We start from the raw sequence: 13,333 nt of genomic DNA, 5'->3' as shown, positions 1-13,333 counted from the left end.
ATGCTCGACCATCTCACCTATACCGCACCCGAACCCAAGGTCATCGCCGGGGCCAAGGGCGACTGGGAACTGGTGATCGGGCTCGAGGTTCACGCGCAGGTCGCCTCGAACGCCAAGCTGTTTTCGGGGGCCTCGACCGCCTTCGGCGCGGAGCCGAACAGCAATGTCAGCTTCGTGGACGCGGCGATGCCGGGGATGCTGCCGGTGATCAACGAGTTCTGCGTGGAACAGGCGGTGCGCACCGGGCTGGGGCTGAACGCCGCGATCAACCTGTTTTCCGCCTTTGACCGCAAGAACTACTTCTACCCCGACCTGCCGCAGGGCTATCAGATCAGCCAGCTTTACCACCCGATCGTGGGCGAGGGCGAAATCATCGTCGACATGGCCCCCGGCATCGCCCGCCGGGTCAGGATCGAGCGCATCCACCTGGAACAGGACGCGGGCAAGTCGATCCACGACATGGACCCGAACCTGTCCTTCGTCGACCTGAACCGCACCGGCGTCGCGCTGATGGAGATCGTCAGCCGCCCCGATATCCGCGGCCCCGAGGAAGCGGCGGCCTATGTCGGCAAGCTGCGCCAGATCATGCGCTACCTGGGCACCTGCGACGGCAACATGCAGAACGGCAGCCTGCGCGCCGACGTGAACGTGTCGGTCTGCAAGCCGGGCGCCTACGAGCGTTTCCGCGAGACCGGCGACCATTCCGTGCTGGGCACGCGCTGCGAAATCAAGAACATGAACTCGATGCGCTTCATCCAGCAGGCGGTCGAGTATGAGGCCCGCCGCCAGATCGCCATCATTGAGGACGGCGGCGAGGTGGTGCAGGAAACCCGGCTCTACGACCCCGACAAGGGCGAAACCCGGTCGATGCGCTCGAAAGAGGACGCGCATGACTATCGCTATTTCCCCGACCCCGACCTGCTGCCGCTGGAGATCGAGCAGGGCTGGGTGGACGGAATCGCGGCTGCGATGCCGGAGCTGCCCGACGCCAAGAAGGCCCGCTTCGTGCGAGAGCTGGGGCTGTCGGAATACGACGCCGGCGTGCTGACCGCCGAGGTCGAGAACGCCGATTACTTCGAGGCGGTGGCCAGGGGCCGCGACGGCAAGCAGGCGGCGAACTGGGTCATCAACGAGCTGTTCGGCCGGCTGAACAAGCAGGGGCTGGCGATCGCCGACAGCCCGGTCAGCGCCGCGCAGCTGGGGGGCGTGATCGACCTGATCGCCTCGGGCGAGATCTCGGGCAAGATGGCCAAGGACCTGTTCGAGATCATCTGGACCGAGGGCGGCGACCCGGCCGAAATCGCCGCCGCGCGCGGCATGAAGCAGGTCACCGACCTGGGCGCCATCGAATCGGCGGTGGACGAGATCATCGCCGCCAACCCGGCGCAGGTCGAAAAGGCTCGCGCGAACCCCAAGCTGGCCGGCTGGTTCGTCGGGCAGGTGCTGAAGGCCACCGGCGGCAAGGCCAACCCCGCCGCGGTGAACGAGCTGGTGGCGAAGAAGCTGGGGCTGTAGCCGCCGCTGCGCCTTGCGGTGCCGGCGCTTATGTGGCGGCGTCGATTGCAGCATCATGCCGGCGCTGCGGCGGGCCTGCAGCCGGAAAGGGCTGACGCCCATGAGAGCGGCCGCCCGATCTAGCAGGGTAGCGGCGCCGGGACGACGCCGCTGCCCTGCCAGCGCGCTATTCCGTCACGCCGGCCAGGCGGAGCAGCTCGGCGAATTGTTCAGGGGTCAGGACGCTGCGCCAGTGATCCACGCAGGCCGAGCGCATCATTGCCATTTCGGTTTCCTTGGCACCGATCCGGGCGGCCAGCGCCTCGCGCTCGGCGACCGGCGCGCCTGCGGCGATCATCTGGCGCAATTCCGTCCGCATTGCCACGGTTTCGCGCTCGACGGCGATCCGTTTGGCCGGCATCTCGTCCATCCACGCCTTGACTGCCCCGCGCTGTTCGTCGGTCAGTTGCAGCGCATCGGCATTTTGCGCCAGCGCCATGGTGACGGCGATCACGGGCTGGGACAACCCGGCCTTTTGCGCGTCGAACGGTTCCTGGGCTGCGGCCGCCAGCGGCAGGACCATGGCCAGCGCGGCTGAAAACAGGAATCTTTTCATATCTCGCTTCCTCTGAATATTCGAATGATCAAATCATAGCTGGAATCCGTTGCCGGTGGCGTGCGGCAAAATGCGCATCGGCCACCGCCCCGTTTCGTGAACACGGGAATCCTGCGCGAGTCTGGCGGGGACAGGCGGGATGGATTAATCCTGACCTGCCCAAACCCAGCGGAGGCGCTCGTGCAGCAACATGAATACACGGTGATCCCGGCCCCGGCCCGCGGCGAAAAGACCCGCGGCGCGCGTACGGGCGCGGAACGCTTTGCCCATGCCCTGACCGTCGAGATCAACCGCATGGCCGCGGCGGGCTGGGAATATATCCGGGCGGAAACGCTGCCCTGCGAGGAACGCAGCGGGCTGACCAGCCGCACCACCGTCTACCACAACGTGCTGGTGTTCCGCCGCCGGCTACCCTCGCTTGCGACCGTGCCGGAGCCCGAGGCCGCGCCGCGCGCCACCCCGGCTGCGCCGCCGGCGCCCGTGGCCGAAAGTCCCGCTGCGGTGCCGGTGCCTGCTGCCGAAAGCCGCCCTGCACTGCACGCCGAACTCGACGACCCGGGCGCAGCCACAGCCACAGTCACAGCCGCGCCCGAGACGCCCGAGCCCGGCCCGGCCCCGGCCTTCGTCCAGCGCCCGCCGCTGGCGGCCCGCCCCGACGCCCAAGCGACCGAGCCGTCCAACGGCACCCGGCTGGGCCCCGCCTCTCGCTGACGGCCGCACCCGAGACACTGCGCCGGGGGGCGCGGCCGGAGCCTCCGGCGGGGATATTTGGGCAAGGAAGAACGGGCGCGGGCCGGTTCCCACCGGTGCCGCGCCCTTAGTTCATTCGTACTCGACCGGAGAGCCGTCCTCTTCCTCGAACAGCTGCTCGGCATTGGCGGCATCCGCCGACAGCCAGACCTTGCCGCCGTCCAGTGAGGCCACGGCGGCCAGCCGCACATAGTGATGATGGCTGCTGTCCTGCCCGTGCTCGGGGTCCTTGCGGGTCATCTTGATGCGGTCGCCGTCCATGTGATCGACCTTGCCGACATGCACCCCGTCGGCGCCGACGATTTCCATGTGTTCCCTGATGTCGCTGGCGTTGACCATGACGCTCCTCCTTTTATCCGGGTGACGCCGGTCAACGCGCGGCCGCCGGAATCGGTCCCGGCCGCCGCGTCTTTCATCGTGTCTCAAATATCCCGGGGGAGTCCCGCAGGGACGGGGGCAGCGCCCCCTTGCGGCGGCGACGCAAGCCCGGCCGTCCCGCGGTCAGTGCGGCTGCGCCAGCCCCAGATGCGCCAGCAGCGCCTGCATCGGCGCGGTGGCGGCGGCGCTGCGGTTGGCCAGCAGCGTCGCCTGGCTGGCATGGATCAGCGCATCGGGCAGGATCTTCAGGTGGTTGGCGCGCAGCGTCTCGCCCGAGCTGGTGATGTCGGCGATCGCCTCGGCGGTCAGGTTGGCCACCGTGCCCTCGGTCGCGCCCTGGCTGTCGACCAGCTGGTAATCGGCGACCTCGTGTTCGGACAGGAAGGCGCGCACCAGCCGGTGATATTTGGTGGCGATCCGCAGCCGGAACCCGTGGGCGGCGCGGAAATCGCGGGCGATGGCGGCGAAATCGTCCAGCCCCTCGCAGTCGCGCCAGCAGGACGGCACCGCCAGTACCAGATCGGCATGGCCAAAGCCCATCGGCGCCAGTTCCACCACGTCCGAGCGCCAGCCCGCCAGTTTCTCGCGCACCAGATCGGTGCCGGTCACCCCCAGCTGGATGCGGCCGGCGGCGAGTTCGCGCGGGATCTCGCCCGCCGACAGCAGCACCAGCGACAGCCCGTCGATCCCCTCGGCGCGGGCGGCGTATTCGCGGTCCGATCCCGCGCGCGACAGCCGGATGCCGCGGGCGCAGAACCACTCGAAGCTCTGCTCCATCAGGCGGCCCTTGGAGGGCAGGCCCAGCTTCAGCATTCCGCGCCCTCCAGTTCCGCGACCAGCCCGGGGCGGATGATGCCGCCGACGGCCGGAATCGCCGCGCCCGCGCCCAGCACCCGGGTCAGCGCGTCATAGCGCCCGCCCGAGGCGACCGGCGGCCAGCCCACACGCCCCTCGGCGGTAAAGCTGAAGGTCATGCCGTCGTAATATTCCATGGTCTGCCGCCCGTGGCTGGCGTCGAAACGCACCTGCGCCGGGTCGATGCCGCGCGCCGATAGCGCAGCCAGCCGCGCGGCCAGCCGCTCGACCGCGGGGGCGATGGCGGGCAGGTGGTCGGCCAGCACCCGCAATTCGTCCAGCGCAGCGGGGGCCGGGCCGGCGACGGAGAACAGCCGGTGCAGCCGCACCCGCCATTCCGGGGGCAGGGGCGGGCCTTCGGCCGCGGCTTCCAGCCGGGCGATGCGGGACAGCATCTCGGCCTCGGTCCGCAGCCCGGTCCAGGGGGCGCCGTTGATCGCAAAGCGGCGCGGGGTCTCGGGCGCGGAAAACCGTTCCAGCAGCCGCTCGAACCGCCGCGGCCGCCAGATGTGATGCGCCAGCATCGCGCGGCGCGGCTCGGACAGCGGCAGCCCGGCCACTGCGTCCAGCAGCAGCTGCATGTCGCCCATGGTGGCGGCCAGCCGGCAGGGGGCGAGGGTGGCGTGGAACAGCGCGAACACCTCGGCATCGGCGTCGGGGTCGCGGGAAAACAGCTCGAATCCGGCCTGCAGATATTCGTTGTCGCGGGGGTGGTCGGGGCGGGTGTCGCCGTGGTCCTGCTTGCGGAACACCTCGCCCAGATAGCAGTAGCGCGCGGGCTCGGCGCCGCCCGCCATGTGCATCCGCACCACCGGCACGGTGAAATCGGGGCGCAGCACCACCTCGCCCCGGATCGGGTCAGTGGTCAGATAGGCGCGGGCGCGGATATCCTCGCCATACAAGTCCAGCAGCGTGTCGGCGGGCAGCAGGATGTCGGGCGCGACCTCGACCGCCCCGGCGGCGCGGAACGCCTCGAGGATGCGCCGGCCGGCCGCGGCCTTGGCGGTGCGCGGGATCATTGCGCCCCCGTCTCGCGCGCCAGCATCTCGCGGACGGTGGCGACCAGATCGGCGCGGGGGACCTCGACCTGCGCGGGCTGGGATTTCCATTCCTCGACCGAGGCTTGCGCGGCGATCTTCGCGCCCAGGATCAGGTCCTTGACCTGCACCACGCCGCGCGCGGCCTCGTCCGTGCCCTGGATGATCGCGACCGGCGCCGCCCGCTTGTCGGCGTATTTCAGCTGGTTGCCGAAGTTCTTGGGGTTGCCCAGATAGACCTCGGCCCGGATGCCGGCGGCGCGCAGTTCCGCGGCCATGGCGTGGTAATCGCCCATCCGCTCGCGGTCCATGACGGTGACCACCACCGGGCCCTGCGCCTGCGCCCCGGCCAGTCCCTTTTCGCGCAGCGCCGCCAGCAGCCGGTCGACGCCGATGGAGACCCCGGTTGCCGGCACCTTCTGCCCGGTGAAGCGTTCCACCAGATCGTCATAGCGCCCGCCACCGGCGACCGAGCCGAACTGCCGCTTGCGGCCCTTGTCGTCGAGGATTTCAAAGGTCAGCTCGGCCTCGAACACCGGGCCGGTGTAATAGCCGAGGCCGCGCACCACCGAGGGGTCGATGACCACGCGGTCCGCGCCCATGCCGCCCGCGTCCAGCAGCGCGGCGATCTGGGCCAACTCGTCCACGCCTTCTATGCCGATAGACGAACTGCCTACGGCGGCACGAAGATTGTTTAGCGTTTCGGTGTTTGTCGAACCACGTGAACGCAGAAACGTGATCAGAGGATCAACTTGGCGGTCCTTAAGACCTAGTCCGGGAATGATTGCCCCGGATGCATCTTTGCGCCCGGTGGTCAGCAGTTCGCGTACCCCTGCCTCTCCGATCTTATCGAACTTATCGACCGTTCGGAGAACATCCTCGCGCGAGAAAAGAGCATTATCATGCTCCTTCATGGAACTGTGTATCGTTCCTCCTACTTGTGGGCCATGCGGACTGTAATCGAACCACGGGCTATTTCCCATCTGTTCAAGTATACCATCGAGCACCTTGCGGTTGTTCACCCGCACAAGGTAATCGCCGCGTGCGATCCCCGCGGCTTCCAGCGCGTCGGCCAGCATGGCGATGATTTCCGCATCCGCCGCGACGCTGGCCGCGCCGACCGTATCGGCATCGCATTGATAGAACTGCCGGTAGCGCCCCGGCCCCGGCTTTTCGTTGCGCCAGACCGGGCCCATCGCATAGCGCCGATAGGGCGCCGGCAGGTCGTTGCGATACTGCGCCGCGACGCGGGCTAAGGGCGCGGTGAGGTCATAGCGCAGCGCCAGCCAGTCGCCGGAACCGCCCCCGGGCACCGCTTCCTCTTGCCAGGCGAACACGCCGGCGTTGGGACGGTCCACGTCGGGCAGGAACTTCCCCAGCGCCTCGACCGTCTCGATGCCGCTGGTTTCCAGCGCGTCGAAGCCGTGCAGATGATAGACCGCGGCGATCCGGTCCAGCATCTCCTTGCGTTCGGTGACGTCCGGCCCGAAGTAGTCGCGAAAGCCCTTGGGCGTTTCGGCGCGCGGGCGGCGCGGTTTGGGGTCCTTGGCCATGGGCATATTCCTGCTGTGCGGGGACCGATTAGCGGAAGGGGGCGGCATGGACAAGTTGCAGGCGCTGGAAGAGCGGATCGCGCATCTTCAGCGCATGGTCGAGGATCTGTCGGACGTGGTGGCGCGGCAGGACGCCACCCTGCGCGCCATGTCGCGCCGGGTCGGGCTGCTGATGGAGCGCGAGGCCGAGCGCGAGCTGGCCGAGGGGCAGGTCCCGCTGGCCGACCAGCGCCCCCCGCATTGGTAGGGCGCTAAAGCCCGACCAGCGCCCGGGCGAACTCGTCGGGGGCAAAGGCGTCCAGGTCGTCGATCTGCTCGCCCACCCCGATGGCGTGGATCGGCAGGCCATAGCTGTCGGCCAGCGCCACCAGCACGCCGCCGCGGGCGGTGCCGTCCAGCTTGGTCATCACCAGCCCCGATACATCGGCCATGCGGCGGAACGCCTCGACCTGGCTCAGCGCGTTCTGGCCGGTGGTGGCGTCCAGCACCAGCAGGGTGTTGTGGGGGGCGGTCTCGTCCTTCTTGCGGATGACGCGGACGATCTTGGCCAGCTCCTCCATCAGGTCGGCGCGGTTCTGCAGGCGGCCGGCGGTGTCGATCAGCAGCAGGTCGGCGCTCTCGGCCTCGGCCCGCACCATCGCGTCATAGGCGAGGCTCGCCGGGTCAGAGCCCTGCGGCGCCACCAGCACCGGCACGCCGGCGCGGCTGCCCCAGACCTGCAGCTGCTCGACCGCGGCGGCGCGGAAGGTGTCGCAGGCCGCGATCACCACGGTCTTGCCCGCCGCGCGCAGCTGGCTGGCCAGCTTTCCGATGGTGGTGGTCTTGCCCGAGCCGTTGACGCCGACCACCAGCACCACCTGCGGTTTCTTGGGATACAGCGGCAGCGGCCGGGCGACGGGGGCCATGATGCGGGTGATCTCATCCGCCAGCGCCTGTTTCAGCTCGGTCGCGCCGATGCGGCGGCCCATGCGGCCCTCGGCGATATTGGCGGTGACGCGCAGCGCGGTCTCGGTCCCCATGTCGGCGGCGATCAGCATGTCTTCGAGTTCCTCGAGCATGGCGTCGTCCAGCTCGCGCCGCGGCTCGGCCGGCGTCGTTTCGCGCCCCAGCAGCCGGCCCATCAGCCCCTGCCGCTCGGGTTCGGGCGCGGGGGCAGAGGGGGCCGACGGTTCTGCCGCCGCGGCTTCGGCGACGATATCATCCAGCCCGGCGCCGATCTTCGACGAGGATTTGGTCAGACGCTCGCGCAGCTTCGAGAAAAACGACATGGCCCCGCCCTTTCACCCGGATGTGGGATTGCCGGATAGCTAGCCATCCGGCGCGCAAAGGGAAACCCCGGCCGGGTGCTTCTTCCTTGCAGAAATATCCCGCAGCTTGTGAGCGCCCGGAACAGGAGGCGGATCAGAAAACAGCCACGAGGCTGCTTTCCCGCCAGAGTGGACTGTTTTCAGCGAACAAGGCCACGGCAGTGGCCGCAGCGCGGGGGGCAGAGCCCCCGTCTTCACCCGTTCAGCCGGCGCTGCCAGTCCTCGACGCGGTTGCTGTCCAGCCGCCGTGCGGCCAGTTGCCGCCAGCCCGGCGCCAGCGGCGGCAGCGCCGCCATTTCGGCCAGCGCCGCGCGGTCCAGCCGGTCGATATACAACAGGCGGTGCAGCCGGGTCAGCGTCCAGTCGGGTGCGCGCCGGTCCACCAGCGCCAGCGCGTCGCCGGGGGCGACCTCGCCGGGCTCCAGAACCCGGTAATACCAGCCGCTGCGGCCGGTCTGCTGCACCAGCCGGGCCATGTCCTTGCGGCCGAAGCGCAGGTTCAGCTTCCAGCAGGGCTGGCGGGCCTGGCTGACCTCGATCAGCGCCGAGCCCAGCCGGAACACGTCGCCGACCGCCACGTCGCCCTCGGACAGGCCTTGGGTGGACAGGTTCTCGCCAAAGCCGCCGGCTTGCAGCGCGGGCAGGTCGCCCAGCTCGGCGCGCCAGACCGGGTAATGGCCGGCGTCGTAATGGTGGACGGCCTTTTCGGGGCCGCCGTGGTGGCGGCGGTCGGCCTGTTCGTCGCCGGTGAAACCTTCGGGGCCCAGCCGCAGCTTGCGGTCGACCGGGTGCTTGCCGATGGCGCTGAGAACGCCGGGCGCGAGTTCGGCCGCGGGGCCGACATGCAGGGACAGGATCGGAATCATCGCGCGCAGCATGGCAAATGAAAACGGGCGGCGAAAGCCCCGCCGCCCGTCCGGTCCGATGAAATCGCGATCAGGCACGGCCGAGATAGATGTCGACCAGCTTGCCCAGCATGTCCAGCGCATCCTCGCGCGAGCGCTGGAAGCTGTTGCGCCCGATGATCGAGCCGTTGCCGCCGCCGTCGCGGATGGCGCGCGCGTCATCATAGACCGCATCTGCGCCCTTGGCGGCCCCGCCCGAGAACACCACCAGCCGCCGCCCGGCAAAGGCCGCGTCCATGCAGTGCTTCACCCGCGCGGCCTGGGTCGAGATGTCGATCCCCTGTTCCTCATAGACCTTTTTCGCGTCCTTGTTTTCCAGGTGGTCGGTGGACAGCTTGATCTTGATGACATGGGCGCCCAGCAGCGCGGCCATCTGCGCGGCATAGGCGGCGATGTCGATCGCGGTCTCGCCGTCCTTGGAAATCCCCTCACCGCGCGGATAGGACCAGATCACCGTCGGAATCCCGACCGAGGCCGCTTCGGCCCGCAGCGCCGAGATTTCCTCGAACATGTCCAGCGCCATGTCCGAGCCGGGATAGATGGTAAAGCCGATGGCCGCGCAGCCCAGCCGCAGCGCGTCCTGCACGGTCGCGGTCACCGCCTGGTTCTTGCCGGCGGTGTCCGACATCAGGCTGTTGGCGCTGTTGCATTTCAGGATGGTCGGGATCTGCCCGGCAAACGTGTCGGCGCCGGCTTCCAGCATCCCCAGCGGCGCGGCATAGGCGTTCAGCCCGGCGTCGATGGCCAGCTGATAGTGGTAATGCGGGTCATAGCCCGCCGGGTTCTTGGCAAAGCTGCGGGCGGGGCCGTGCTCGAACCCCTGGTCGACGGGCAGGATGATCATCTTGCCGGTGCCGGCCAGCTTGCCGGTCATCAGCATCCGGGCCAGGTTGCCCTTTACGCCGGGGTTCTCGCCCTCGTAGTTGGCGAGGATCTTCTTGACGGTATCGGTCATCTGCATCGGACTGGCTCCGCTGGTTCATGGATTGGCCGTGTCCATAGCAGACGGGCGCCAAAGCGAAAGGCCGGTTGCGCTAACGCCACCGGTGCGGGCCGGGCGCCGGGGGCGGTGGAACGCCCGGCGGGGGCGGGGCGTTTGATCGCAACCACTGCAACAAAGGACCGGCAGCCATGTCCTACAACGAAAACGACCCGACCCGTTCCGTGCGCAAGCACCGCCCCGCGATCTGGGGCATCATCATCGCCGTGGCGGTGGCGGTGCTGCTGGCGGTGGTGCTGCTGCCCCTGGGCGGCGGCGAGGATCCGCTGACGGGCGAGGTGGTGGCCCCTGGCGGCACCGCCGAGCCGGTCCCCGACACCGCCGTGCCCAACCCCACCGTGACCCCGCCCGGCGGCCAGCCCGCCGAGGACACCGCCCCCGCCGCCCCCGGCGGCGCGGTCACGCCCGCGCCCGCGGAGTAAGGGGACAAGGCGCAGCGGCGGGCGCCGGTCACGCAGGCGCGATCACGCCCGCGCCCGCGGAGTAAGGGGCAGGCCCCCGCTTCGCGGCGGGGGCCATTGCGTTCCGGCGGCGCGGCCTCGGGACGCAACACTGAGCCCCCGTCGTTGCGGCGGGGGTTGTGCTGTATTCAAGAGATGAGGGCGGGCAGGCCAAGAGCGTCGGGTGAAATAAAGCTGACCTTCAGCCACGCGCCGCACGCGTTTCGCACCGGTCGGTCAGGCACTACCGTGAACGCCGGCCCATGTCTTTAAGAACGCCATGGGCATTGCAATATCAGCACCCCTGCACAGGCCGTTGGGAGCCCGTGCCACCGGCAAGGGGTAGTGCAATCCACCGCATCGCTGCCCCTTGGTCCAACCTGTTCTTTACGCTTAGCGGACGGCATCGCCCCATCGGCTTCCGGTGTAGGCTTGGGGGCCGATGGGCAAGCGACGGCGCAAATCTGCCGCCCCCGCCCCGCCTAACGCTTCGAGGCGATCAGCGCGGCGACGCCGGGCAGGTCCTTGCCCTCCATCCACTCGAGGAACGCCCCGCCGGCGGTCGAGATGAAGGTGAAGTCGTCCGCGACACCCGCCTTGTTCAGCGCCGCCACCGTGTCGCCGCCCCCGGCGACCGAGACCAGCCGCCCCTCGCGCGTCAGCTCGGCGGCGGCGGCGGCGGCGGCGTTGGTGGCGGCGTCGAAGGGTTCGATCTCGAAGGCGCCCAGCGGGCCGTTCCAGATCAGCGTGCGGCACTGGCCGAAGACCTCGCGGATCTTCGCCACCGTCGCCGGGCCGGCGTCCAGGATCATCGCATCGACCGGGCAGGCATCGGCGGCGACCACCTCATGCGGGGCGTTCGCCGCGAACTCGCGCGCCACCACCACGTCGACCGGAAGGTGGATGGTGCAGCCCGCGCCCTTGGCGTCGGAAAGGATCTGCCGGGCGGTGTCGGCCATGTCGCGCTCGGCCAGGCTGCGGCCGACCTCGATCCCTTGGGCCACCAGGAAGGTGTTGGCCATGCCGCCGCCGATCACCAGGTGATCGACCTTGCGGATCAGGTTCGACAGCAGGTCGAGCTTGGTCGAGACCTTGGCGCCCCCCACCACCGCCACCACCGGCCGTTCCGGGTTCCCCAGCGCTGCGTCCAGCGCGTTCAGCTCGGCCTCCATCAGCAGACCGGCGGCCGAGGGCAGCAGCCGCGCCAGCCCCTCGGTCGAGGCGTGCGCCCGGTGGGCGGCGGAAAATGCGTCGTTGACGTAAACCTGCCCAAGCGCGGCCAGCGAGGCGGCGAAAACCTGCTCATTGGCTTCTTCGCCCGGATAGAAGCGGGTGTTTTCCAGCAACAGCACGTCACCGGGCTTGAGCGCCGCGACCGCGCGCTTGGCATCGCCCCCCACCGCCTCGGATGCGAAACCCACCGGCTGGCCCAGGGCGGCCTCAAGCGCGGGCAGGATCTGGCGCAGGCTCATCGAATCGACGCGCTGGCCCTTGGGGCGGTCGAAATGCGCCAGCAGCACCGGAATACCGCCCTTTTCCTGGATTTTCTTGACGGTCGGCACGATCTTTTCGATCCGCGTCGCATCGGTGACCTGGCCGTTTTCCACCGGGACGTTCACGTCCACCCGGGTCAGCACGACCTTGCCGTCCAGCTCCATGTCGTCCAGCGTGTTGAAGCGCGCCATCGGCATTTCTCCTGCAATGCGGGGTCGGCCCGCGTTCGTCACCCGCGTTGTCCGTCAAGCGGTCCAGCGCGTCAACTCTGCGTCAGGACGAGTTGATGATTCCGCGCGGCCCTGTGGCGGCTGGGGCGTTGCGCGGCGGCCGCGCGCGGCCTAGACCTTGCCCCGCACCCAACCAACGGGCACCCAACCAAAGGAAAGATCCGATGGCCGAGATCAAGGACCCCGAGAACACGATCATCATCGAGCTGAAGGACGGCCCGGTGGTGGTCGAGCTTCTGGCCGACGTCGCCCCCCAGCACGTCGCGCGGATGAAAGAGCTGGCGCGGGCCGGCAAATACGACAACGTCGCCTTTCACCGGGTGATCGACGGTTTCATGGCTCAGACCGGCGACGTGGAACACGCCAACATGGAACAGGGCTGGAACCCCGGGCGCGCGGGCACCGGCGGCTCGGAGCTGCCGGACCTGCCGGCCGAGTTCTCGCGCATCCCGCATGCGCGGGGCACGCTGGGGGCGGCGCGGTCGCAGAACCCCAACAGCGCCAACAGCCAGTTCTTCATCAACTTCAAGGACAATGACTTCCTGAACGGGCAATACACCGTCTACGGGCAGGTGATTTCCGGGATGGAGCATGTGGACAAGATCGCCCGGGGCGAGCCGCCGGCGAACCCGGACCGGATGATCTCGGTCAAGGTGGCTGCCGATGCGTAAGCTGCTGCTTTCCGTGGCGCTGGCGGCTGGCGCCGCCGGCATGACCGCCGCGCAGGACGTGGCGGCGCCGCCGTCCGAGGACGGCCCCGGCCCGAACATGGTGATCGAGGTCGCGGACGCCTCGGGCGCGGCCAAGGGCACCATCGTGCTGGACCTGAACCCGGAAAAGGCGCCCGGCCATGTCGCGCGGCTGACCGAGCTGGCGCGCGCCGGCGCCTATGACGGGGTGGTGTTCCACCGCGTGATCGAGGGGTTCATGGCCCAGACCGGCGACGTTCAGTTCGGCAAGCAGGGCGGCGATCTGTCCCGCGCTGGCATGGGTGGGTCCGAGCAGCCCGACCTCAAGGCCGAGTTCAGCGACCAGAACTTCCTGCCCGGCACCGTGGGCATGGCCCGCAGCCAAAGCCCCGACAGCGCCAACAGCCAGTTCTTTGTCAACTTTGCGGCGACGCCCTCGCTGGACGGGCAATATACCGTCGTCGGCCGGCTGATCGAGGGCTGGGACGTGCTGAACGCGATCAAGAAGGGCGATCCGCGCTTCAACGGCAAGGTGGACGAGCCCGACTACATGGCCAAGGTCACCATCGTCGAATAACGGCGGGG

At 69.1% G+C, this 13,333-nt stretch carries 15 protein-coding genes; 6 read left to right on the top strand and 9 right to left on the bottom strand.

Annotation, left to right across the window (positions count from 1 at the left end):
* Nucleotides 1-1,515: an Asp-tRNA(Asn)/Glu-tRNA(Gln) amidotransferase subunit GatB gene (gatB, locus tag BUB57_RS00475; protein WP_073060310.1), complete on the top strand. Its 1,515-nt coding sequence runs from the start codon at nt 1-3 to the stop codon at nt 1,513-1,515.
* Between the two features lie 166 nt (nt 1,516-1,681).
* On the opposite strand, the gene BUB57_RS00470 is transcribed toward gatB, so the two are convergent.
* Nucleotides 1,682-2,110, bottom strand: coding sequence for a Spy/CpxP family protein refolding chaperone (locus BUB57_RS00470; protein ID WP_073060306.1), 429 nt, complete (start codon nt 2,108-2,110; stop codon nt 1,682-1,684).
* 180 nt (nt 2,111-2,290) lie between these two features.
* On the opposite strand from BUB57_RS00470, the gene BUB57_RS00465 reads away from it, so the two are divergent.
* Nucleotides 2,291-2,821 carry a hypothetical protein gene (locus BUB57_RS00465; protein WP_073060304.1) on the top strand — a complete coding sequence of 177 codons (531 nt, stop codon included), beginning with the start codon at nt 2,291-2,293 and terminating at the stop codon, nt 2,819-2,821.
* A 111-nt stretch (nt 2,822-2,932) separates the two neighbouring features.
* On the opposite strand, the gene BUB57_RS00460 is transcribed toward BUB57_RS00465, so the two are convergent.
* The 4 genes from BUB57_RS00460 to hisS form a co-directional block, all read right to left on the bottom strand.
* The gene (locus BUB57_RS00460) at nt 2,933-3,199 is read right to left on the bottom strand and encodes a DUF2171 domain-containing protein (RefSeq protein ID WP_073060301.1); all 267 of its coding nucleotides are present in this window, start codon (nt 3,197-3,199) and stop codon (nt 2,933-2,935) included.
* A gap of 162 nt (nt 3,200-3,361) precedes the next feature.
* On the bottom strand, nt 3,362-4,051 hold the full coding sequence (hisG, locus tag BUB57_RS00455; RefSeq protein WP_073060296.1) for an ATP phosphoribosyltransferase: 690 nt from the start codon (nt 4,049-4,051) through the stop codon (nt 3,362-3,364).
* On the bottom strand, nt 4,045-5,112 hold the full coding sequence (locus BUB57_RS00450) for an ATP phosphoribosyltransferase regulatory subunit (RefSeq protein ID WP_073060293.1): 1,068 nt from the start codon (nt 5,110-5,112) through the stop codon (nt 4,045-4,047). The genes hisG and BUB57_RS00450 overlap by 7 nt, the downstream gene beginning before the upstream one ends.
* A complete protein-coding gene (gene hisS / locus BUB57_RS00445) occupies nt 5,109-6,683 on the bottom strand; it encodes a histidine--tRNA ligase (protein WP_073060289.1) in 1,575 nt (524 codons plus the stop codon). Before hisS ends, BUB57_RS00450 begins: the two co-directional genes overlap by 4 nt.
* Nucleotides 6,684-6,729: 46 nt before the next feature.
* Between hisS and BUB57_RS00440 the strand changes: the two genes are divergently transcribed.
* Entirely contained in the window at nt 6,730-6,930 is a 201-nt protein-coding gene (locus BUB57_RS00440; protein WP_073060287.1) for a SlyX family protein, read from the top strand.
* A gap of 4 nt (nt 6,931-6,934) precedes the next feature.
* On the opposite strand, the gene ftsY is transcribed toward BUB57_RS00440, so the two are convergent.
* The 3 genes from ftsY to BUB57_RS00425 form a co-directional block, all read right to left on the bottom strand.
* A complete protein-coding gene (gene ftsY / locus BUB57_RS00435) occupies nt 6,935-7,951 on the bottom strand; it encodes a signal recognition particle-docking protein FtsY (RefSeq protein WP_073060284.1) in 1,017 nt (338 codons plus the stop codon).
* A 233-nt stretch (nt 7,952-8,184) separates the two neighbouring features.
* Nucleotides 8,185-8,856 (bottom strand): MOSC domain-containing protein, encoded by a 672-nt coding sequence (locus BUB57_RS00430; RefSeq protein WP_073061945.1) that lies wholly within the window; start codon nt 8,854-8,856, stop codon nt 8,185-8,187.
* Between the two features lie 70 nt (nt 8,857-8,926).
* Nucleotides 8,927-9,856: a class I fructose-bisphosphate aldolase gene (locus BUB57_RS00425; RefSeq protein WP_073060280.1), complete on the bottom strand. Its 930-nt coding sequence runs from the start codon at nt 9,854-9,856 to the stop codon at nt 8,927-8,929.
* Between the two features lie 170 nt (nt 9,857-10,026).
* On the opposite strand from BUB57_RS00425, the gene BUB57_RS00420 reads away from it, so the two are divergent.
* Nucleotides 10,027-10,317 carry a hypothetical protein gene (locus tag BUB57_RS00420; protein WP_073060277.1) on the top strand — a complete coding sequence of 97 codons (291 nt, stop codon included), beginning with the start codon at nt 10,027-10,029 and terminating at the stop codon, nt 10,315-10,317.
* 500 nt (nt 10,318-10,817) lie between these two features.
* On the opposite strand, the gene BUB57_RS00415 is transcribed toward BUB57_RS00420, so the two are convergent.
* Nucleotides 10,818-12,020: a phosphoglycerate kinase gene (locus BUB57_RS00415; protein ID WP_073061942.1), complete on the bottom strand. Its 1,203-nt coding sequence runs from the start codon at nt 12,018-12,020 to the stop codon at nt 10,818-10,820.
* Nucleotides 12,021-12,223: 203 nt separating this feature from the next.
* Between BUB57_RS00415 and BUB57_RS00410 the strand changes: the two genes are divergently transcribed.
* Nucleotides 12,224-12,730 carry a peptidylprolyl isomerase gene (locus BUB57_RS00410; protein ID WP_073060273.1) on the top strand — a complete coding sequence of 169 codons (507 nt, stop codon included), beginning with the start codon at nt 12,224-12,226 and terminating at the stop codon, nt 12,728-12,730.
* Nucleotides 12,723-13,325, top strand: coding sequence for a peptidylprolyl isomerase (locus BUB57_RS00405; protein WP_073060270.1), 603 nt, complete (start codon nt 12,723-12,725; stop codon nt 13,323-13,325). The genes BUB57_RS00410 and BUB57_RS00405 overlap by 8 nt, the downstream gene beginning before the upstream one ends.
* Nucleotides 13,326-13,333: the final 8 nt, after the last annotated feature.

This window comes from Paracoccus solventivorans, assembly GCF_900142875.1.
GTDB classification, from domain to species: domain Bacteria; phylum Pseudomonadota; class Alphaproteobacteria; order Rhodobacterales; family Rhodobacteraceae; genus Paracoccus; species Paracoccus solventivorans.
This window is presented reverse-complemented; position numbering and strand designations above follow the sequence as displayed.

What these genes read in the sequence shown, in the direction of transcription:
- BUB57_RS00415 (WP_073061942.1), bottom strand. Translation starts at nt 12,020, where the DNA reads ATGGCGCGCTTCAACACGCTGGACGACATGGAGCTGGACGGCAAGGTC.
- gatB (WP_073060310.1), top strand. Translation starts at nt 1, where the DNA reads ATGCTCGACCATCTCACCTATACCGCACCCGAACCCAAGGTCATCGCC.
- hisG (WP_073060296.1), bottom strand. Translation starts at nt 4,051, where the DNA reads ATGCTGAAGCTGGGCCTGCCCTCCAAGGGCCGCCTGATGGAGCAGAGC.
- BUB57_RS00430 (WP_073061945.1), bottom strand. Translation starts at nt 8,856, where the DNA reads ATGATTCCGATCCTGTCCCTGCATGTCGGCCCCGCGGCCGAACTCGCG.
- BUB57_RS00440 (WP_073060287.1), top strand. Translation starts at nt 6,730, where the DNA reads ATGGACAAGTTGCAGGCGCTGGAAGAGCGGATCGCGCATCTTCAGCGC.
- BUB57_RS00410 (WP_073060273.1), top strand. Translation starts at nt 12,224, where the DNA reads ATGGCCGAGATCAAGGACCCCGAGAACACGATCATCATCGAGCTGAAG.
- ftsY (WP_073060284.1), bottom strand. Translation starts at nt 7,951, where the DNA reads ATGTCGTTTTTCTCGAAGCTGCGCGAGCGTCTGACCAAATCCTCGTCG.
- BUB57_RS00450 (WP_073060293.1), bottom strand. Translation starts at nt 5,112, where the DNA reads ATGATCCCGCGCACCGCCAAGGCCGCGGCCGGCCGGCGCATCCTCGAG.
- BUB57_RS00425 (WP_073060280.1), bottom strand. Translation starts at nt 9,856, where the DNA reads ATGCAGATGACCGATACCGTCAAGAAGATCCTCGCCAACTACGAGGGC.
- BUB57_RS00405 (WP_073060270.1), top strand. Translation starts at nt 12,723, where the DNA reads ATGCGTAAGCTGCTGCTTTCCGTGGCGCTGGCGGCTGGCGCCGCCGGC.
- BUB57_RS00470 (WP_073060306.1), bottom strand. Translation starts at nt 2,110, where the DNA reads ATGAAAAGATTCCTGTTTTCAGCCGCGCTGGCCATGGTCCTGCCGCTG.
- hisS (WP_073060289.1), bottom strand. Translation starts at nt 6,683, where the DNA reads ATGGCCAAGGACCCCAAACCGCGCCGCCCGCGCGCCGAAACGCCCAAG.
- BUB57_RS00460 (WP_073060301.1), bottom strand. Translation starts at nt 3,199, where the DNA reads ATGGTCAACGCCAGCGACATCAGGGAACACATGGAAATCGTCGGCGCC.
- BUB57_RS00420 (WP_073060277.1), top strand. Translation starts at nt 10,027, where the DNA reads ATGTCCTACAACGAAAACGACCCGACCCGTTCCGTGCGCAAGCACCGC.